Here is an 18,023-nt window from a genome sequence, read left to right on the forward strand (position 1 = left end):
ATGATGATCTTCACCCAGTACTACCTCGAGTGCCTGTCACACGCGTCGTATCTGATCGGCGACCAAACCACCGGACGCGCGGTCGTCGTCGACCCGCGCCGCGACATCGACGAGTACGTGCGTGACGCCGCTGCAGCCGGCCTCACCATCGAGCTCGTCATCGAGACCCATTTCCACGCCGACTTCCTATCGGGGCACCTCGAGTTGGCGGAGGAGACCGGCGCGCAGATCGCGTACGCGTCGGTCGCCGAGACCGAGTTCGAGTCGCGCAAGCTGGCCGACGGCGAGCGCATCGTGCTGGGCGAGGTCGTACTCGAGATCCTGCACACGCCGGGGCACACGCCCGAGTCACTCAGCGTCGTCGTGTGGGAGCACGCCGACGACGAGATCCCGTACGGCGTGCTGACGGGCGACACGTTGTTCATCGGCGACGTCGGCCGGCCCGACCTGCTTGCATCGATCGGCTTCACTCGCGAAGAACTCGCCGCCAAGCTCTACGACAGCTTGCACGACAAGCTGATGACATTGCCCGACGCGACCCGGGTGTATCCGGCGCATGGAGCCGGCTCGGCGTGCGGAAAGAACCTGTCGACCGACACGTGGTCGACGATCGGCGTGCAGCGCGAGACGAACTATGCGCTGCTCGCCGACAGCAAGGAGACGTTCTTCGATCTCGTCACCGAAGGTCAGCCGCCTGCGCCTGAGTACTTCGTCTACAACGCGATCCTCAATCGCAAGGACCGCGAGTTGCTCGACGAGACCGAGCCCCCGACACCGCTCGACCTGGCTGCCTTCGACGTCGCGGTCGCCGCCGGAGCGATGATCGTCGACGGACGTGATCCCGAAGCCTTCGCCCGCGGGCATCTCGCCGGGTCGATCAATGTCGGATTGGGCGGGCGATATGCCGAGTTCGCGGGCTCGGTCGTGCCGAGTGACGTCGACATCGTCCTCGTCGTCGACGACGGCTTCGAACTCGAAGCCCGCAACCGGCTCGGCCGTATCGGCTTCGACCGCGTACTCGGCTACCTCGAACTCCCTGCGAAGGTGATGACGGAGCATCCCGATCGGGTACGCCAAGCGTCGCGCCTGACCGCGGCCGAGTTCGATACCCGCCGAGAGGACATCGCTGGCCTGCAGCTCGTCGACATCCGCAATCCTGGCGAGATCGCGCTCGGCTCGATCGTTGGCTCGACACCGATCCCGGTCGGCCAGTTGCCGGCGCGCCTCGACGAACTCGACCCGTCGGCGCCGACCGTGGTGTTCTGCGCGGGTGGCTACCGCTCGTCGGTGGCGGCGAGCGTGCTGCGCGAGAAGGGCTTCACCGATGTATCCGACATCATCGGCGGCTACAGCGCGTGGAGCGAACTCGCCCGCACCTGAGCCGAAAACGAAGGAGCGACAGAGTGGGTCAGACCCACTCTGTCGTTAGTCGGCGGCGATACTCAGCCACTCGTCGTCGGTCCAATGCTGACGCAATTCGGTCGACACGAAGTCGGAGGTCCAGCGCACCATCTCGATCCACGGCAGATCGGCCGATGCCACCTCGGTGAACGCCATGCCGTCGAGCAGCAACGCTGCATCGTCGATCCCGATGGTGACCACCGACGTGTCGTGCGACCCCTCGCCCACGTCGTCGAGCCCGGCGACGATGCCAAGCCGCATCTCGACGTCCATCAACTGCTCGACATCCCATCGAGTGGGTACGCCCGACAACACTTGATCGGTCATGATCCCCAGGATCTGCGCCAGGCTCATCCGCGCCTCCGGCACCAACTCGAACGACCGCGGCAACAACATCTCCCTAGCGTGACACCACCGCTCGACGAACACGACACCGTGCGAAGACCTCCACCCTGGCCTCGATCCGCGCTGTTCACAGGCGCGTCGCTTCGTTCGACATGGTTGGCGGCGACGCGGCGCCGAGACGACTCAGGGTGCCTCGAAGGGGCTCGCCGCATGCGACTCGTCGACAAGCCGCGGCGCGTGCCCCTTCACTGCTTCGGGTTCTGCGTCGTTCAGGCCAGCGGTGCCTCCAGGGCGACGGCGGCGGGGCGGAGGTTCTCACGATCCAGGTAGCCGATGGCGAGTTCAAGAGTCTCGAGCTTTCGTCGAGCAGCCTTGAGTGAAGGAGCTGACTTGTCGGAGATGTGCTCGAGCCGCCCGATTTCGCGACGCACCTCGATCTCCGTTTCGACGAGATTGGCCCATGTCTGGGGGTCTTGATCCAGATTGCGAAGGCTTCGCAGGATCGCCGCACTCAACTGCGCCGCGACCACGGCCTCCACCGTTTCCGCTGTGGTTCCGGGAGCGGCCAGTCCGACGGCGACGCCCCCTCCACCAGCGCTGAGCAGGGTTCCTGCGGTGAGCAAACCACCGATCATGCCGCCGGGTCCGAACGCGGCGAGGGCACTGGTGATCGCAGCGGCACCGGCGACGCCCGGTGCGGCCGCCAGCGCCAAGCCACCCGTCGCAACGAGCAGTGCAGCGCTTCCCATCCCGAGTGCCACCCACTTCATCTTGTTCGTTTCGCCCTTCAGCGCCCTCTGCGCTTCCTCGATCGCCTCGAAAACGGCGGTGCCGAGTGAGGTCCCGAAGCCCATCTCGAGGGTGAGGTTCTCCATCGCCATTCGTCTCGGATCCTTGCCGACCTCGATCTCGTACGGAGCGACGACGTTTGCCTCCAGGATTGCGAGAAGCAGGACGACGGCGTCACCGGCTTCGAGGTGACCGGAGATCACTGGCTCTGGAGCTTGAGAGAACGGATCGGTCAGATCCACGCCGAGGCGTGCGATCAATCCCGGCGTCGGTCGACCAGTTCGATCATTCCTTCGCCGGATGTGCTCGACGGTCTCCGCCTGCGCGCGACGGAGCGCCTCGGCGAAGCGATCCTTCGCGTCACCATCGAGCTCTCTCAACGTCAAGTGTGCGTACCGCAGCGCCAGCAGCGAGAACGTCTCGGCGAAGTCGAGCACGATTTCTACACCGCTGCTCGACGGGACGAGTTCCGTCGACAACGAGCCGTAGGCGGCGAACCCGACGGCAGTCGCCACGCCGTGGTCCTTCATATAGGTCGCTGCGAAGTGGGCAGGGAGCGGATTGAAGTCGCGGATTCGCTGGTCGAGCACCCACGGGAACACTGAACAGAGGCCTCGCCCGGCCGGAACCACGTCACCGGCCGCCCGAAAGTTCACCCACCAGCCAAGGTTCGCGGGCGGGTCTTCGAGCAGCGCTTGGAGCCCGTCGACGTGGACCGACGGATGACCAAGCGGGCTGCCGATGCTGAGCACACCTGTCACGTCGAGCCCGACCGGCAGACGGCGAATCAGATCGGCAGCGATCACTGAGCCGAGGCTGTGACCGATGATCACGAGCCGCCCCTCCGAAGGGAGCCGTGAGAGAATTCGCTGGAGCACGACCGCACGAACTCTCGGATTCCTTACGTAATTGTCGACTGCCTCGATCTGCATCGCGACCAACCCGAAGAGCGGCTCGACCCCTGGTAGACCATGTCCGGGAGCCTCCCGCTGGAGTCGCGCCTCCATGGCCGCCCGCCTGCGTTCGAAGTCCCGTCGGTGAGCCTTGCCCCGGTCTCCCCGTGGTAGCCGCACCGTCACGGCGGGGATCGCGATGTCGTCGTCGACCCCCTGTAGCGCGTACTTGAATGACGGCGCGATGACATCGAGACCAGTGAGGCCCGCATATCCCACGCGCTTGAGAGACTCGTCGAGGGTCGTCCGCCACTTGTCGCTGGGGTCGGCGTGCGTGACGCCATGAAGAAACAGCAAGGTCGGCGACGGCGACATGCAAACTCCTCGGTCGGGTTGTCGGTTCGAGCGCACCGAAAGCTACATGGGCTCCGGCATGGGAACGATCACCGTCACAGCGAGGGCAGCGTTCATGGCCCCAGTTGCATGATCCGACGGGAGGGACGGCCGGGCACCACGCTGGGATGATGCTGGCGCAGCGCGCTAGCGCTTGAGGTCGGGCCAGCGCGACATCAGGGCGTGGATGTCGAGGCGTTCGGCGGCGACGAACGCCTTGTGAGCTTGCTTGGACGCATTGCGTCCGATGGCGCCAGCGATCATCCACTTCGCCAGCACGGCAGTGGCGCTGGCGGGCACGGAATCGAGTGTCGGTTGGCGGTCTGGGTAAGTGTAGAGCTCGATGGCAAGGCGCTTGATCAGCGGCGGATCAGCGTCGTAGCCGGCGCGGCGCAGGCGCGTGGCGACCAACGCCGAGAGGATCTGGAGGTCCTTGACGCCCGACCACAGCTGCGTGCTCACCGCACCGACTGTCGACGCCACCGCCACGCTCGGCACCCGCCGCAGCCCCGGCGTGCGGCTGAGCACGCCCGCCCGCTTGAGCATCGGGAGCAGGGTGACCGCGACCTTGCGGACCTGGTCGGTCAGCGCGTCGGCGTTCCAGGCGTTGTCGGTCTCCGAGAATTCGACCGCCTCCTGCGCGCTCCCGATCTCGTGCGGGCGGATCAACACCGAATCGACCGCCCGGTCATACAGCGCAGCGAGTCCGGAGGCCGCCGATCGAGCCAACGCCGGGCCGGCCTTCGACACGTTCCTCGACACGGCGGACGGTTCGTTTCGTCGACTCATCGCAACGGTATCCCCAGCCCCACGGTCCCCTCAACGCTACCGCCCGCGTCACGCCCGAGGTCCGCAACACCCAGGGTCAGGCACCAGGTGTTGAACGGCCGGACCCGCTGGTGCCTGATGCCGGGCGCGGCGCGCCAGGACGGGCTGGTCAGGTGGCAGCGGACCAGGCGAGGAGGAACTGAGCTGCGTAGTACAGGGGCAGACCCCAGAGCCGGTTGGTCGGGCCCGGTGTGACGAATCGGTCGCGGGCCACGGCGAGGTCCGACACGTAGAACGCCAACGCCCCGATCAGGATCCGAGCATCGACGTCGAACCCGAAGGTGCCTGCCGCCGCTGCGACCATCGCCGAGATCACCGCTGCATACGCGATCACCGGACCCCGCATCGACTCGGCATGGGGCAACAGCCACCGCAAGACCACCATCAGCGGCACCGCGAGTAAGGCCGCTGCCGCGAACACCCACCCGACATCGAGGCCTCGGACGGCGAAGCCGACGGTGTAGGCGACATGGCCGAGCAGAAAGCTGCCGAGCCCGAGCAGGAAAGCCGGCGTCGCCGAACCGAGCAGCGCGACGTCACCGATCGCGGACAGCACGAGCGCGACGAACACCCACGCGCCGTAGGCCGAGTCGAGTGCACCGACAGCGACGGCGGCAGCGAGAAAACACATCGACGCCGCGGGTTTCGCCACCACACGCAGCCGGCTGCCGCGAGCGTCCGCCACGACGAGACCGACGACGAACGCCGCACCGATCAGCGTGAAGACGACACCAGCGAACAAGCCGAGCACGATAGCCCCACCCCCACGCCGGACGTTCAACGCCTGCCGCCGGGCACTGGGTGATCGAATCGGCGCGCCCAGCAGGTCCGGCCCTGATCCGTCCCTACGCTCGTGCCGTGAACGAGGGCGATCGCGATCAACCGACCACCGCGTGGATCGAGCGGGCCAGGGCGGGCGCCGCGCTGCGGACCGACGTGCCTCGCCGGGCGCACGGCGACTGGGCACCAGCGGCTGGCCGTCCGGATCCCATCGCGCTCCTCACAGCGCAGGACGAAACCCGCTCCGGCGACCTCATCCCGATCCGGCACGGACGGATGTCGGCCAGCGCGTTCGCGTTCTTCCGAGGCTCCGCCGTCATCATGGCCGCCGATCTGGCGGCCACACCGTCGACGGGACTCGTCAGTCAGATCTGCGGCGACGCACACCTCTCCAACCTCGGAGTGTTCGCGTCACCGGAACGAAACCTCCTGTTCGACCTCAACGACTTCGACGAGACGCTTCCCGGCCCGTGGGAGTGGGATCTGAAGCGGCTGGCCGCCAGCTTCACCATCGCCGCTCGATCCAATGGCCTCGGCAAGCGCGACGACTCGGACGCCGCTCAGGCATGCGCCGAGGCCTACCGGACGGCGATGGCCGACTTCGCGAAGATGACTGCGCTCGACACCTGGTACGCGCGGGTGGACGTCGACGAGACGCTCGATCAACTCCGCGAGACCGCTCCGAAAAAGGTGGTGCGGCGGACCGAAGCGAATATGGCCAAGGCGCGCACACGCACGAGCCTGCAAGCGGCGCGGAAACTGACGGCGCTCGTCGATGGTCGCCTACAGATCGTCGCCGATGCGCCGCTCGTGATGCCGTTGTCGACCGTCGTGCCCGCCCATCGCGTGAGCGAACTCCGCGACGGGATCGCCGATTCCTACCGCCAGTATCGCGCCTCGCTCCCCACCGGTCCGCGCCACGTGCTCGACGACTACGAGTTCGTCGATATCGCCCACAAGGTCGTCGGCGTGGGCAGCGTCGGACTCCGGGCCTACATCGGGTTGCTGCAGTCGCGGCGAACGGGCGAGCCGCTCCTGCTCCAGATGAAGGAGGCGACCGCCTCCGTACTCGAAGCGCACCTCGCCCCCTCCCCGTGGGAGCAGCCGGGACGTCGCGTCGTCGAAGGTCAGCGGATGATGCAGGCAGCGAGTGACATGTTCCTCGGGTGGAGCACGTCGGTCATCGACGGCCGCGACTACTACTGGCGCCAACTCCGCGACATGAAGGCCTCGACCGACGTCGAACGACTCACGAAGCGAGGTCTCACCATCTACGCCCGACTGTGCGGCTGGTCGCTGGCCCGTGCACATGCCCGCTCGGGCTCGCCGGTGGCCATCGCCGGGTACCTCGGCGGCTCGGACCGCTTCGACCGCGCGGTCGCCGAATTCGCTCGCCGGTACGCCGCTCAGAACGACGCCGACTTCGCGGCGCACGCTCAGGCGATCGCCGACGGATCGGTTCCCGCGATCACCGGCGTCTGACATGGGTGGCGTCGGTCGCTTGCCTTCGCTGGTCGCGGTTGCCATTCGCCGTGCGACCAACGCTTCGACAGGCGTCAGTACGGAACCGGATCGATCGAGCGGGTCGCGACCACCAGCAGCAGACCGATCGCGAGGAGTGCACCCGATGGCACCACCGCCGTCGAGATCGGCACCACGATGACCACCGCGAGCGACGTACCGACCAAGCGCGCTCGCGCCCGGGCACCTCGTCACGGTTGAACTGGCCGAGCAACAAGATCGTCATGAGGACCCGAGAGGAGCGCTCCCACCCCAACGCCACACCGGTCGCACCGCCAACACCGACGGCGACGCCATCGCGTACAGCAGCCGACTGCCATCTCGATGCGACAACTCGACGCGCTGAGACGCAGGTAATCGGACCGCGATCAGGTAGCCGAGTGCTACGGCGAGCAGGAGAACCACCCCGAAGACTGCGGCGCGCTCGGCCTCGGGCTGAGGCGGCAGCGTGACGACCGCCAGCGCGATGATCGCCAGTGGCCGCGAGCGCCCCGACGACACCGGGCAACCGGCACCACCCGCCACGACACCGATGAGAGAGACCCACGGCCATGCACCGACCATGAGCGCCGCCAGGAATCCGGCGGCCACCAGCGTCGCCAGGGATCACCCGGCACGATTCGTCGATGCGGGTGTCTTCGAAGCCAGGATCCAGTCATCGGTGAGTACGATCGCGTCGCCTGGGCAGCCGCGACGGCGACCACACGGGTGGATGCGTGCGACACTGGCGAGATGACCGTGTCGATGGGCGCCTGCGACATCGACACCGCACTCGTCCGGCAGGGTCGTAGCGTCAGCGTGCCGGACGGCTCGCTGCGGTCGAGGGCTGGAACGGTCTCAGCGATGGAATCGTCCCCACGGTGATGTCGTTACCGCTGTTCGCGGACGCCTCTCCGCCTTCGCTCTTCGCACGGTTCGGCAGCGTCGGCTGGGTTCCCACGATCGAGCTCACCGTGCACCTCCGCCGTCGCCCGGTCGACGGGTGGGTCCGGGCGCGCTTCGAGTGCGACGACCTCGTCGGTGGCAGTCGGTGACCGACGCGTCACCGAAGGTCACCCTTGCACTCGTCGTCCTCGTTGCGTTGCTGATCGGCGCCAACTTCACGGCGCTGAAGTTCGCGCTGAACCACACGACACCGCTTCTGCTCGCCGGCATGCGCACGGTGGTGGGCGGCACGTTCCTGCTGGGCTTCGTCACCTTGGTGCGCGGCGAACGGATCCCGACCGATCGGACGATGCTCGGCAAGATCTTCGTGGTGAGCTTCGCGATCACCACGGTCTCCAGTGGCCTTCTGGTCTTCGGTGTCAACCGTGTTCCCGCCGGCTTGGCGTCGCTGCTCAGCAGCACCATGCCGCTGTTCACGGCACTGCTCGTTCTGCTTCTGTTGGGGACGCGGCCGACACGCGTCGGCGCACTCGGTCTGGTCGTGGGCTTCGGCGGCACCGTGGTCCTCGCGTCGCCATCTCTCGGGGGCGAGGCAACAGCGATCGGCATCATCGCGTTGGCTCTCTCGGCACTCGCCTGGTCGTTCGGCACCGTGTTCATGCAGTGGCGCGATTTCAGCGCGGTGTCGCCGGTGATGATCGTCGCTGTGCAGTTGCCGATGTCGGCAGCGGTGTTGATCCCGCTCGCATTGCTCGTCGAAGGTGCCGGCGACACCGACTGGTCACTGGGGCTCTTCGTCCCACTCGCCTACGCCGCGATTCCGGCCAATGCCGTCACGTTCGCGTTGATGGCCACGATCGTGAAGCGAGCGACGGCGACCCAGGCTGCGGCGACCGCCTACCTCATCCCCATTTCGGGTGTCTTCTTCGGTTGGCTCATCCGCGGTGAGCGACTCGGGGCGGTCGAGTTGATCGGCGGTGTCCTCGTCGTCACCGGCGTGTACCTCCTCGTCACCGCCAACGCCCGGGCGAAGATGGCCGCTGCAGCATCCGCCTGACTGCTCATGCTCGCGTCCAACGACTCGCTGTCGATCAACTGCTCGTCTCTGCCGATTGGCTGAGCATTCCGGTCGTCGTGATGTGGTGTCGAGATGTGGTGTCGAGATGTGGTGTCGAGATGTGGTGTCGAGATGTGGTGTCCGGCGCAGAGCGTTACGTCGCCGACGCCCAGCCCGGCAACCCGTGTCGCCGATGCCGTCGCGATGCCGACATCGGTGAAACGCTGATCCTCGTCGCTCACGACCAGTTCACCAGCGACAGTCCGTAACGATCGCTTCATCGACGCGTCAGCCGGCGGCATCGGCGGCGAGCACGTGACGCGGCGCCAGGTTGGCGCTGACGTTCGACGCCGTGTGCCGGTCTCGTCCTGCGGCGGCGACGACCTCGCAAGGCGCCTGCCGGACCGCTCGGCGGGTCACCGAACCGAATGCCCGGCGAATCCCACGGCCGCGCCGGTTGCCCATGACGATCAGACGCGCCTGGAGCCGTTCGGCTTCTTCGCACAGCACGGCGACCGGGTCTTGCCACGTCGAGGCGGTGGTGATCGAGGGCGCCTGCAGCAGTGCGGTGGCGTTGGTGAGGTAGTGCTCGGCATCGACGAACCAGTCGCGATGGAACCGGTCGGTTCCGACGGCCGCGCCCACGGGCCTGGTGCGTTCCGCGTGCAGCACCACGTGGAGGTTGACGCCGGCTGAAGTAGCCAGCGCGGCAGCGGTCTGCAGGGTGCGGCGGGCGGTATCGGATCGGTCGATGCTGACGATGATGTCGTTCATGAGGTTGCCTTTCGTGGCTGTCTGGTCCGGGTGGACGACATCACTGTGCAGGCCGCCGGTTACCGTTCCGTCACCGTCGACCCGCGGTACGGTGACACGAAGGGGAGGCGGCGTGACATGGCGGTGACCCGGTGACCGCGATGAACGACCGAGACGACATGCAGATCCAGGTGCTGGGACCGATCCAGGTGACCACCGACGTCGACGTCGTGGTGACGCTGTCTCCCCAGCTCAAGCGACTGCTCGGCCTCCTGGTGATCGCAGACGGGCAGCCCGTGTCGACGGGTCGGCTGGCCGAATACGTCGTGGACCCGAAGAGCTCGGGCTCCACCGTGCGGACCGCGGTGTCGCGGCTGCGACGAATCGTCGGCGACGGCATCGAAGCCTCCGACGGTGGCTATCGGCTCCGCACCGACCGCCACGTGATCGACGTCCGTCGTTTCGAGGCCCTGCGGACCTCGACAGGACCATCTCGCATCCGCGACCTCACCGAGGCGTTGGGGCTGTTCCGCGCCCGACCCTTCGGCGATCTCGCGGACGAGGAGTGGGCGACCGTCGAAGCGGAACGACTCGACAGCGAACGGGCAGCGACCACCGAAGACCTCGCCGAGGCACTCGTCGCTGATGAACGGCCCGACGCAGCGATCGAGTTGCTCGAACCCCACATCGCCGAACATGCCTACCGCGAACGGCCCGTGGCGCTCATGATGCGGGCGTTGGCCGACGCCGGTCGCACCACCGACGCGCTGCGGGCGTTCCAGAGATTCCGCACGACGCTCCGCGACGACGTGGGACTCGACCCGTCATCGGAACTCCGATCCCTCGACGCCGAGATTCTCGCCGCCGCCGACGACGACACGAGGAGCACGGCGCCGTCTGCTCGGGCGCCAGCGCCGTCGTCGGGCCTGCCTGATGGCACCGTGACCTTCCTGTTCACCGACATCGAATCGTCGACGCAACGCTGGCAGGCCGACGAGTCCCGAATGTCGCACGAACTCGAACGCCACGACACGCTCCTGGCCCGGATCATCACCGACCACGACGGCATGGTGTTCAGACACACCATCGACGGCGTCTGCGCGGTGTTCAGCTCTGCGACCGCCGCCGTCGACGCCGCGGTCGCTGCACAAGGCGAACTCGAGTTGCCGGTGCGGATCGGCCTGCACACCGGCGAAGCCGAACTGCGACACGACGACTACAGCGGAACCACGCTCAACCGGGTGGCGCGGCTGATGCGAGCCGGACACGGCGGACAGATCCTCCTCTCCGAGTCGACGGCGTCGCTGATCGACCACGAGGGGAACGGTCCGACACTGACCGATCTCGGCCGTCACCGGCTCGCGGGACTCTCGACGCCGGCGCACGTCTTCCAGGTCGGTGACGCCACGTTCCCACCGCTGCGTGGAGAACGCCACCAGCCCACCAATCTGCCGATCGAGACCAGTTCGTTCGTCGGGCGCTCGGCCGACATCGCCGAGGTGGCCGAGCAACTCGCGGAGCACCACGTCGTCACGCTGCTCGGCGTCGGAGGCACCGGCAAGACCCGCCTCGCGATGGAACTCGCCACGACGCTCGCCTCGTCGTTTCCCGACGGGTGCTGGATGGCGGAGCTCGCACCGATCGACGTCGCCGAAGCAGTTCCTTTCGCCATCGCCGCCGGTCTCGGCCTGTCACCGCCCCAGGACGGCGACATCGTCGACCACGTCATCAAGCGGATCCGCCATCAACGACTGCTGCTCATCGTCGACAACTGCGAACACGTGCTGTCCCACGCCGCAGATGCAGTGGAACGCATCGCTGCGGCCTGCCCGACCGTCACCCTGCTGATGACCAGTCGAGAACCCCTGATGGTGAGCGGCGAGCGTCTGTGGCCGGTGCCGTCGCTGTCGGAGCACGACGCGGTCGAGCTGTTTCTGGCTCGCGCCGCCACCGAAGCTCCGGACCTCCAGCTGGACGGCATCCAGCTCGCCCCGGTCACCGATCTGTGCGATCGCCTCGATCGACTCCCGCTCGCGATCGAACTCGCTGCTTCACGGCTGCGCTCGTTGACGCCGGTCGAGTTGCTCGCCAGCATCGACGAGCGATTCCGCCTCCTCGTCGGCGGACGACGTTCGCGGATGGAACGACACCAGACCATGCGCGGCACACTCGACTGGTCATACGAGTTGTGTACCCCGATCGAACAGCAGGTGTTCGACCGGCTTTCGGTGTTCCCGTCCCGGTTCAGCCTGACTTCGGCGCGGGCGATCGCCGCAGGTGGAGCGATCGACGAACTCGACGTGATCGATCTCGTTCCACAACTCGTCGACCGGTCACTGCTCCAACGAGTCACCGCCGACGACGGCACCTCTCGATACCGCATGCTCGAGACGGTGCGCGCCTACGCCCTCGCTCACCTCCAAGACGCAGGGACCACCGATGAGACCCGAGCGCTCCACGCACGCTACGTCGCCGACACACTGCACCGACTCGCGCTGCGCGCCTACGGCCCCGACGAGCACATCGTGCGTGCCGAGATGGCCAGTTGGCTCATCGACGCCGTTGCCGCCGTCGACACCTCCGTCGAGCAGCAACGATGGCACGACGCGTTCCTCCTCACCCGAGCCGGCCACGCGGCAGGGTTTCGCCAGTGGGTCGACCTGCAAGGACTCATCATCGACGCAGCACGAAACCGACAGGCGCTGAGCGAACTCGAGATCGCGCTCCTCGGATTCGCTCCGATGACGCACTTCGGCATCGACGCGGATCTGACGCGCCAAGTGTTCGACGCGATCGTCGACGGCCGATGGATTCCACGACACGACTCCATCGGCGCGCCCCACGAGTCGATGGACGGCATCGACCTCACCGACACCGAGTGGAACCGGCTGATGGCCTCCCTCGACGACCTCGCTGTCGCCAGCACCGACACGCGCTTCACCGCCCTCGTGGGTCTGGCGTTCTGCTCGATCTCGGCCGACCGGACCGAGCAGATCATCGAACGACTCGAGGACCTCGCCGACGCGACCGAAAGCGCCACCGTGCGAGCCACGGCCGAGAGCTTTCGATCCGCGGTGGATGCCGAGCGAGGCGAGTGGAAGCATGCTGCCGAGCAGTGCGACGGTGTCCTCGACCAGCTCCGCGGCATCTCCGGCGCCGACATCGAGTGGCTGGCGGTCTCCACGGGGTTCGCCCGCATGAGGTGGCGGGCGTCTACCGATCTCCCGATTCGCCAGCGTGACCTCCGCGAGCCGTGGGACCAGTTCGTCGCCCACGGCGTGTCGATCCACGGGTGGAGCGCAGCGATTTCGACGGCCGTGGCGTGTGGCCGTCTGAACGACGGCGATCTGGCGCGCCGCTTCCTGCGGTGGCTGCGGTCGGATCCCACGTTCCGCTTCGACCCTCTCTTCTCCGAGACGCGCCCCCAGCTCGAAGCCGTGGGCCTGGAGTGGGAGCGCGACTCCGACACGTCGTCCACCGACACCCTCGACGAGTTGATCGCCGACGTCCTCACACTCGCCGACACGCTCCCCCGCTGATCGACATCACACTCGCCGCTTCCTCTGCCCGGACTCTTCGGCTCTCGAGACGGGCCGTGCTGCGCTTCCAGAATGACCGCGCGGTCCTGGTGCGGTTGGCGCTGCGCCGATCGAACTCGGACAGGGCCACACCCTCGGTCGGTCGATCCGGAGCGTTCGATCTCGCTGTTGCAAGCTGTCGGGTGCGTCATCGGCACCGTCATGTGACGATCACGCCGTTCGAGATGCGCGGCACCTCCGAGGGCATCTCGCCGATTCAGTCCCAGAGCGTCGGCGCCACGGCGTCGGTCCGCGACGCAGAGAGGGTTTCGTGGGGCGGCCCGCACAACCGATCGACGAGTGCCGGCCAGTCGAAGGAGTCGGTGACCTCCGAAGCCCACAGCTCCACGAGTCGCTCGGTGGGCACGAGCTGAGGGGCGATGAGGTCGAGGATATTCTCGATCTCCGTGCGGAACCGTTCGTTCGTGCTTCGCACACCGTCGGCGACGAGCGCAACGTCGGGCCGGAGCCGCACATACAGGTCGTACGTGGCAGACCAGCGGGCGACCAGTGGTCGTAGGTCGAAGGGATCGGTGCCCTTGGTGACGCGCAGGTAGTAGGCGAAGTTGTCGACGACGGCACGGTCGAGGACGAGCACGTCGGCCCGGTGGCGCAGCTCGAGCTCCTCACGGATCTGCGACATGATCACCCACAGCTGCGCCTCGGGCGTCGCTCGTTCGTTGATGCCGAGCGGGCTGTACCGCACCACCTCGCGGCCGACCTCTACGCTGCGCCCGCTCCGTCCGACCGCGCTGGCGAAGGAGTGCACGGCGTTGGTCTTGCGGACGGCGTGCGATCCGATGAATGCGATCTTGCGGGCACTCGGCATCGCCCGGAACCTACCGTGAGCGCCAGACCCCCGAGGAACTCCGACGCTGGCGCAGCCTCAGGCTGAAGCGGCGTGTTGGATCTTGAGCTGCCGGCGCATGTCGCCGTCTCGCCAGAACCCGGCGGTCTTCGAGCCGTGGGGTTCCCAGCGCGGCAGCGACGCAGCAGGCTGGGGATCGTCGCCCATGACGGTCACCCGTTGGATCATCCGCTCGCCCTCGAAGTCGTTCAGCACGTGGTGCTGCGTGCACCGGTTGTCCCACATGGCAATCGTGCCAGCGCTCCATCGGTAGCGCACGGTGAAGCGGGGCTGCTGGATCCAGCGCGTGAGGTGCCCGAGCAGCAGTGTCGATTCTGCGTCACTGAGCTCGACGATGCGGCGGGTGAAGTGCTCGTTGACGAACAGCGACCGACGACCGGTCTCGGGATGGACGCGCACGACGGGGTGGATGTGGCCCCGCTCGGGCCGCAGATGGGGGCTGGCGTCGTGGTACGCCGTGAGCCCGTCGCACAGTTCTCGCAGCGGCGCCGACAGCTCGTCATAGGCCTTGCAGGCGTTCGACCACAGCGTGTCACCGCCCACCTCGGGAACGACCCTGGCCTGCAGGATGGCGAACTTGGAGGGATGGGCTTCAAAGGTGATGTCGCTGTGCCACTCGTCGGCAACACCGCCCTCGCCGCCGGTGGCGCGGAGCTCGAAGAACTCCGGGCGTTCGCGTTCGAAGTCGAGGTTCGGATGCGACTCGAGCTCGCCGAAGTGCCGGCCGAACGCGAGGTGCTCGTCGGCGTCCAGGTGCTGCTCGGGGAAGAACAGCACCATGTGTTCGAGCAGGAGATCATGGATCAGGCCTGCGTCGTCGCCGTCCGCCACGCGCAGCTCGACACCGCGGATCTCGGCGCCGAGCGACCCTGACAGTTTCCGCACTTCGAGGTCGGACAGATCGGTCATCGCCATGCCCGACACGCTAGACGTCACTTCGCGACGCCAGTGAACTCACGCCAATGCTGGCGATCGCTGACTACCGACTCGAGTCCAGACTCGCGGACCGCCGAACCGACCATCACGCTTCGGCATCGGCTACCAATCAACGTGGACAACACTGGCGTCGAGTCCACCCGGTCATCACCCTCCGGCCATCCGTCGATCAGGACGACTCCGGGAAGGTGCAGTGCGCTGCCCGGGCCTCGCCGCGGCGCGTGCGGAGCGCATCAGGCCGCAACATCGAGCAGCAGCTCCCGAGCACCTTCCACGGAGATTCGGGGACGAGACGTTGGACCAGGATCGGTGTCGCCACCCGACCGGCACCGCCAGCAGCAGGCGACATCGCCGACGACGATGGTGGCCGACATGGGTGGCGGACACGGGTGGCGGACATGGGTGGCGGACACGGGTGGCGGACATGGTCGTGGGGAGACCGCCGGTCGATCATCGCGATCGTCGTCCGATGCCCAACGGGCCGCGGGCACGTCGCCGATCGCCCGTTGCGATCGCAGGTCGATCTACTCGCCGGGGAGCGGGTGGAGTCGATGAGGCTCTGGAGTTCTTTGGCGTTGGCACTCGCCAAGCGTCGTAGGCCGGGTTGGCTCGTGCGTACATCGCGCAGAACTCCACCGGGCGTCCGGAGTACGAGGTCTCGAGACCGAGGCGAGCGCCGAGCACCAGCATCTGTGCGCGTACGCGGAGTTCCTTCAGCACGACGACCTGCGCCCGAAGCGGTTCGAGTTGGAGTTCGTCGGCCATGGGCGTGCCGCGCCAGAGCGCCAGTGCTGCCCGGCCGACATCGACGACGGCGTCCGGATCGGCCTCGACACTGCCCTCCGCCAGGTCGACGAGCCGCTCGAACTCGACAGCGTCGACCAGGACGCCCTTCGAGCCCAGTGTCTAACCCATTGCAGTCGCGCGAACCTCGCAACCCGGTCCGAGAGCGCTGCGCACCTGGGACATCTTCACCTCGATCGCGTTGCGGGCGCTCTTCGGTGGACGATCACCTATCGCACGGTCCGCTCGACGGCCGCACGGCCTCGATACGTCTCCCGCGTCTCCGAGCCTTGGGGACGCGTCAGACGCGGCGCCGACGAAGGCGACCGATCAGGTCGAGGTGTGCAACCCCGGCGATGCCCAGCGCGACCAGCGCGAGGACGGCGTAGCGACTCATGGACTGGTTCAGGCTCGACTCCAGCTCGGACGCCAGCTTGCTGACCGTCAACTTCGCGCCGGATTGTTCGACCGCATCGGGGAGACGATCCGTCGCCCTACCCATCACCACCCGAACGACGAACGCGGACACCACGAGACCGGCAACGATGAACGCCACGCTGCGCACCCGCTCCCTGGACAGCCAGATCGACGCACCGGCGAACGCGACACCGGTGAACAACAGCAACCAGACTGCGCGCTTCGCAAGCACCAAGGCGTCGCGAACGAGCTGAACCGAGTCACCGATCTGCGCGAGCGACTCGCTTCGCAAGACCACCGGCGTGCCGAAGTCGTCCGGCACGTCGCGCCCGAGCGCCGCTGCGAGTTCGGCGCGCTGTTCGTCGGGGTCGCCGGTCGAATCGAGTTCAGGCACCGCGACGTCGCGCAAGAGCCCGATCTCCTGCATCGCCGACACGGCCTTCGCCATGAGCGGGAGCAGGTTGACGCGCACCTCGCCGTCGCGCACCTGGAGACCCTCGGGGCCTGCGTCGCCCTCGATCACGTCCACTGCGAGCGCGTGAGCGCGACCTGCTGCGCCCGCGATCACCGCAGCGACCTCCGGGGAACGCACCAGCTCGGCGACCCGATCCTCCAACCGCGACCGCGCCCCGGCTGCGAGCAGTTCGATCGCCGGCTGGAGGATCTCGGGCACGCTGTCCGAGATCGCCTCCTGCAGGCCGATCGCCTCGGTCAGTTCGGTCACGACCCTCCGGCCCAGGGCGTCGCTGATCTCGTCGTCCTCGAGCAGCGTGGCCACCCTCTCCTCGAACCGCTCCGAGTCTGCCGCCGTGTCGATGGTCCATCGCCCGATCGCTCCGCCCACCAGCCCGATGACGGCGACGACACCCAGTACACCAGCGCCGAACGACCGCCCGCGACCACGTGCCGGGATGGCGTCATCGTCGGCGGGCGGGACGGCGGGCGGCATGGCGGGCGGGATGCCAGGCGAGTCGGCGGGTGGGATGGCACTGGTGCTGTCCGACGTCATGGCGTCCGTCCTGTCGCTGCGAAGAGATGGCCTCGGCTGTCGCACGGAGCGGCCGGTGGCAGCCTACGCGGTCCGAATGTTCGGCTCGTGATGGACGCAGGCTCGCCCTCACACCATCGTCGCGTGCAGACACTCCCGGATCGAGCGCACTGCGCCAGCCCGACGAGATCGGTCGACTCTCCGCCCGGGCTAGCGTCGGAGCCGTGGCGCAACCGATCGACCAGCCTCGTCCGCATGGGTTGGACGAACTCGACGTGTCGGTCCGTCGCAGGCTGATCGCACGCTCCGCCGTGGTCAGCCTCACCGTGGTCACGGCGGTCGTGGGCGCCTACCTCGTGTCGCCATGGGACACCGAAGGGACGTCGTCGGTGGCGGTCCGCGTCGTGATCTCGGTCGCCATCCTGGTCGCCGGCACCCTGATCGCGACGACGCACGTGCTGCGCGCCGAGTATCCCGTCCTCCGAGCTGTCCAGTCGCTCGTCGCGATCGTGACGTTCGCGATCGTCACTTTCGCGTCGATCCACCTCCTGCTGTCGACGAACGACGCTGCGGCATTCAGCGAGCCACTCGACCGGATCGACGCCCTCTACTTCGCCATGACGACGGCGACCACCATCGGGTACGGCGACATCCACGCGCAGTCGGACGCCGCCCGAGTCGTCGTCATGATCCAGATGGTCACGAACGTCGTGATCCTCGGTGCAGCGGCGCGAGTGTTGCTCAACACCGCCCGGCGCCGGATCGACCGCTGACGTCGACACCGGACCAGCCCGATCGGCGATCTGGG

At 67.4% G+C, this 18,023-nt stretch carries 16 protein-coding genes and 1 pseudogene; 6 read left to right on the plus strand and 11 right to left on the minus strand.

Annotation, left to right across the window (positions count from 1 at the left end; all coding sequences use genetic code 11):
• Nucleotides 1–3: 3 nt before the first annotated feature.
• Nucleotides 4–1,380 (plus strand): MBL fold metallo-hydrolase, encoded by a 1,377-nt coding sequence (locus ACE37B_RS19000; RefSeq protein WP_409924981.1) that lies wholly within the window; start codon nucleotides 4–6, stop codon nucleotides 1,378–1,380.
• Nucleotides 1,381–1,425: 45 nt separating this feature from the next.
• Here ACE37B_RS19000 and ACE37B_RS19005 read toward each other — a convergent pair whose 3' ends face one another.
• From ACE37B_RS19005 to ACE37B_RS19020, 4 genes are all read right to left on the minus strand, one after another.
• On the minus strand, nucleotides 1,426–1,797 hold the full coding sequence (locus ACE37B_RS19005) for a hypothetical protein (protein ID WP_409924908.1): 372 nt from the start codon (nucleotides 1,795–1,797) through the stop codon (nucleotides 1,426–1,428).
• Between the two features lie 218 nt (nucleotides 1,798–2,015).
• On the minus strand, nucleotides 2,016–3,803 hold the full coding sequence (locus ACE37B_RS19010; RefSeq protein WP_409924909.1) for a hypothetical protein: 1,788 nt from the start codon (nucleotides 3,801–3,803) through the stop codon (nucleotides 2,016–2,018).
• Between the two features lie 165 nt (nucleotides 3,804–3,968).
• Entirely contained in the window at nucleotides 3,969–4,610 is a 642-nt protein-coding gene (locus ACE37B_RS19015; protein ID WP_409924910.1) for a hypothetical protein, read from the minus strand.
• Between the two features lie 148 nt (nucleotides 4,611–4,758).
• A complete protein-coding gene (locus ACE37B_RS19020) occupies nucleotides 4,759–5,400 on the minus strand; it encodes a lysoplasmalogenase family protein (protein WP_409924911.1) in 642 nt (213 codons plus the stop codon).
• Between the two features lie 107 nt (nucleotides 5,401–5,507).
• Between ACE37B_RS19020 and ACE37B_RS19025 the strand changes: the two genes are divergently transcribed.
• Entirely contained in the window at nucleotides 5,508–6,911 is a 1,404-nt protein-coding gene (locus tag ACE37B_RS19025; protein WP_409924912.1) for a DUF2252 domain-containing protein, read from the plus strand.
• 261 nt (nucleotides 6,912–7,172) lie between these two features.
• On the opposite strand, the gene ACE37B_RS19030 is transcribed toward ACE37B_RS19025, so the two are convergent.
• Nucleotides 7,173–7,541: a hypothetical protein gene (locus tag ACE37B_RS19030; RefSeq protein ID WP_409924913.1), complete on the minus strand. Its 369-nt coding sequence runs from the start codon at nucleotides 7,539–7,541 to the stop codon at nucleotides 7,173–7,175.
• Between the two features lie 236 nt (nucleotides 7,542–7,777).
• Here ACE37B_RS19030 and ACE37B_RS19035 point away from each other — a divergent pair.
• A pseudogene (locus tag ACE37B_RS19035) lies at nucleotides 7,778–7,984 on the plus strand (thioesterase family protein); the annotation flags it as partial.
• Nucleotides 7,981–8,892, plus strand: a complete 912-nt coding sequence (locus ACE37B_RS19040) for a DMT family transporter (protein WP_409924914.1) — start codon at nucleotides 7,981–7,983, stop codon at nucleotides 8,890–8,892. The pseudogene ACE37B_RS19035 and the gene ACE37B_RS19040, both read left to right, overlap by 4 nt.
• 288 nt (nucleotides 8,893–9,180) lie before the next feature.
• Here the strand turns inward: ACE37B_RS19040 and ACE37B_RS19045 are convergent, their stop codons facing one another.
• The gene (locus ACE37B_RS19045; RefSeq protein ID WP_409924915.1) at nucleotides 9,181–9,666 is read right to left on the minus strand and encodes a universal stress protein; all 486 of its coding nucleotides are present in this window, start codon (nucleotides 9,664–9,666) and stop codon (nucleotides 9,181–9,183) included.
• 140 nt (nucleotides 9,667–9,806) lie between these two features.
• On the opposite strand from ACE37B_RS19045, the gene ACE37B_RS19050 reads away from it, so the two are divergent.
• Nucleotides 9,807–13,184: a BTAD domain-containing putative transcriptional regulator gene (locus ACE37B_RS19050; protein WP_409924916.1), complete on the plus strand. Its 3,378-nt coding sequence runs from the start codon at nucleotides 9,807–9,809 to the stop codon at nucleotides 13,182–13,184.
• Between the two features lie 256 nt (nucleotides 13,185–13,440).
• Here the strand turns inward: ACE37B_RS19050 and ACE37B_RS19055 are convergent, their stop codons facing one another.
• The 5 genes from ACE37B_RS19055 to ACE37B_RS19075 form a co-directional block, all read right to left on the minus strand.
• Nucleotides 13,441–14,052 (minus strand): AAA family ATPase, encoded by a 612-nt coding sequence (locus tag ACE37B_RS19055; RefSeq protein ID WP_409924917.1) that lies wholly within the window; start codon nucleotides 14,050–14,052, stop codon nucleotides 13,441–13,443.
• 57 nt (nucleotides 14,053–14,109) lie between these two features.
• Nucleotides 14,110–15,006, minus strand: a complete 897-nt coding sequence (locus ACE37B_RS19060) for a TauD/TfdA dioxygenase family protein (protein WP_409924918.1) — start codon at nucleotides 15,004–15,006, stop codon at nucleotides 14,110–14,112.
• A gap of 190 nt (nucleotides 15,007–15,196) precedes the next feature.
• Nucleotides 15,197–15,376 carry a hypothetical protein gene (locus tag ACE37B_RS19065; RefSeq protein ID WP_409924919.1) on the minus strand — a complete coding sequence of 60 codons (180 nt, stop codon included), beginning with the start codon at nucleotides 15,374–15,376 and terminating at the stop codon, nucleotides 15,197–15,199.
• 101 nt (nucleotides 15,377–15,477) lie between these two features.
• Nucleotides 15,478–15,930, minus strand: coding sequence for a BTAD domain-containing putative transcriptional regulator (locus tag ACE37B_RS19070; RefSeq protein WP_409924982.1), 453 nt, complete (start codon nucleotides 15,928–15,930; stop codon nucleotides 15,478–15,480).
• A gap of 181 nt (nucleotides 15,931–16,111) precedes the next feature.
• Entirely contained in the window at nucleotides 16,112–17,236 is a 1,125-nt protein-coding gene (locus ACE37B_RS19075; RefSeq protein WP_409924920.1) for a hypothetical protein, read from the minus strand.
• Between the two features lie 203 nt (nucleotides 17,237–17,439).
• Between ACE37B_RS19075 and ACE37B_RS19080 the strand changes: the two genes are divergently transcribed.
• Complete coding sequence (locus ACE37B_RS19080; RefSeq protein ID WP_409924921.1) at nucleotides 17,440–17,988, plus strand: potassium channel family protein; 549 nt, start codon at nucleotides 17,440–17,442, stop codon at nucleotides 17,986–17,988.
• Nucleotides 17,989–18,023: the final 35 nt, after the last annotated feature.

Origin of the sequence: Ilumatobacter sp., from assembly GCF_046290335.1 — a bacterium.
Classification (GTDB): Bacteria; Actinomycetota; Acidimicrobiia; order Acidimicrobiales; family Ilumatobacteraceae; genus Ilumatobacter_A.

Excerpts from the sequence above, each read along its gene's own strand:
- ACE37B_RS19000 (WP_409924981.1), top strand. The coding sequence starts at position 4 with ATGATCTTCACCCAGTACTACCTCGAGTGCCTGTCACACGCGTCGTAT.
- ACE37B_RS19005 (WP_409924908.1), bottom strand. The coding sequence starts at position 1,797 with ATGTTGTTGCCGCGGTCGTTCGAGTTGGTGCCGGAGGCGCGGATGAGC.
- ACE37B_RS19010 (WP_409924909.1), bottom strand. The coding sequence starts at position 3,803 with ATGTCGCCGTCGCCGACCTTGCTGTTTCTTCATGGCGTCACGCACGCC.
- ACE37B_RS19015 (WP_409924910.1), bottom strand. The coding sequence starts at position 4,610 with ATGAGTCGACGAAACGAACCGTCCGCCGTGTCGAGGAACGTGTCGAAG.
- ACE37B_RS19045 (WP_409924915.1), bottom strand. The coding sequence starts at position 9,666 with ATGAACGACATCATCGTCAGCATCGACCGATCCGATACCGCCCGCCGC.
- ACE37B_RS19050 (WP_409924916.1), top strand. The coding sequence starts at position 9,807 with ATGAACGACCGAGACGACATGCAGATCCAGGTGCTGGGACCGATCCAG.
- ACE37B_RS19055 (WP_409924917.1), bottom strand. The coding sequence starts at position 14,052 with ATGCCGAGTGCCCGCAAGATCGCATTCATCGGATCGCACGCCGTCCGC.
- ACE37B_RS19060 (WP_409924918.1), bottom strand. The coding sequence starts at position 15,006 with ATGGCGATGACCGATCTGTCCGACCTCGAAGTGCGGAAACTGTCAGGG.
- ACE37B_RS19065 (WP_409924919.1), bottom strand. The coding sequence starts at position 15,376 with ATGTCGCCTGCTGCTGGCGGTGCCGGTCGGGTGGCGACACCGATCCTG.
- ACE37B_RS19075 (WP_409924920.1), bottom strand. The coding sequence starts at position 17,236 with ATGACGTCGGACAGCACCAGTGCCATCCCACCCGCCGACTCGCCTGGC.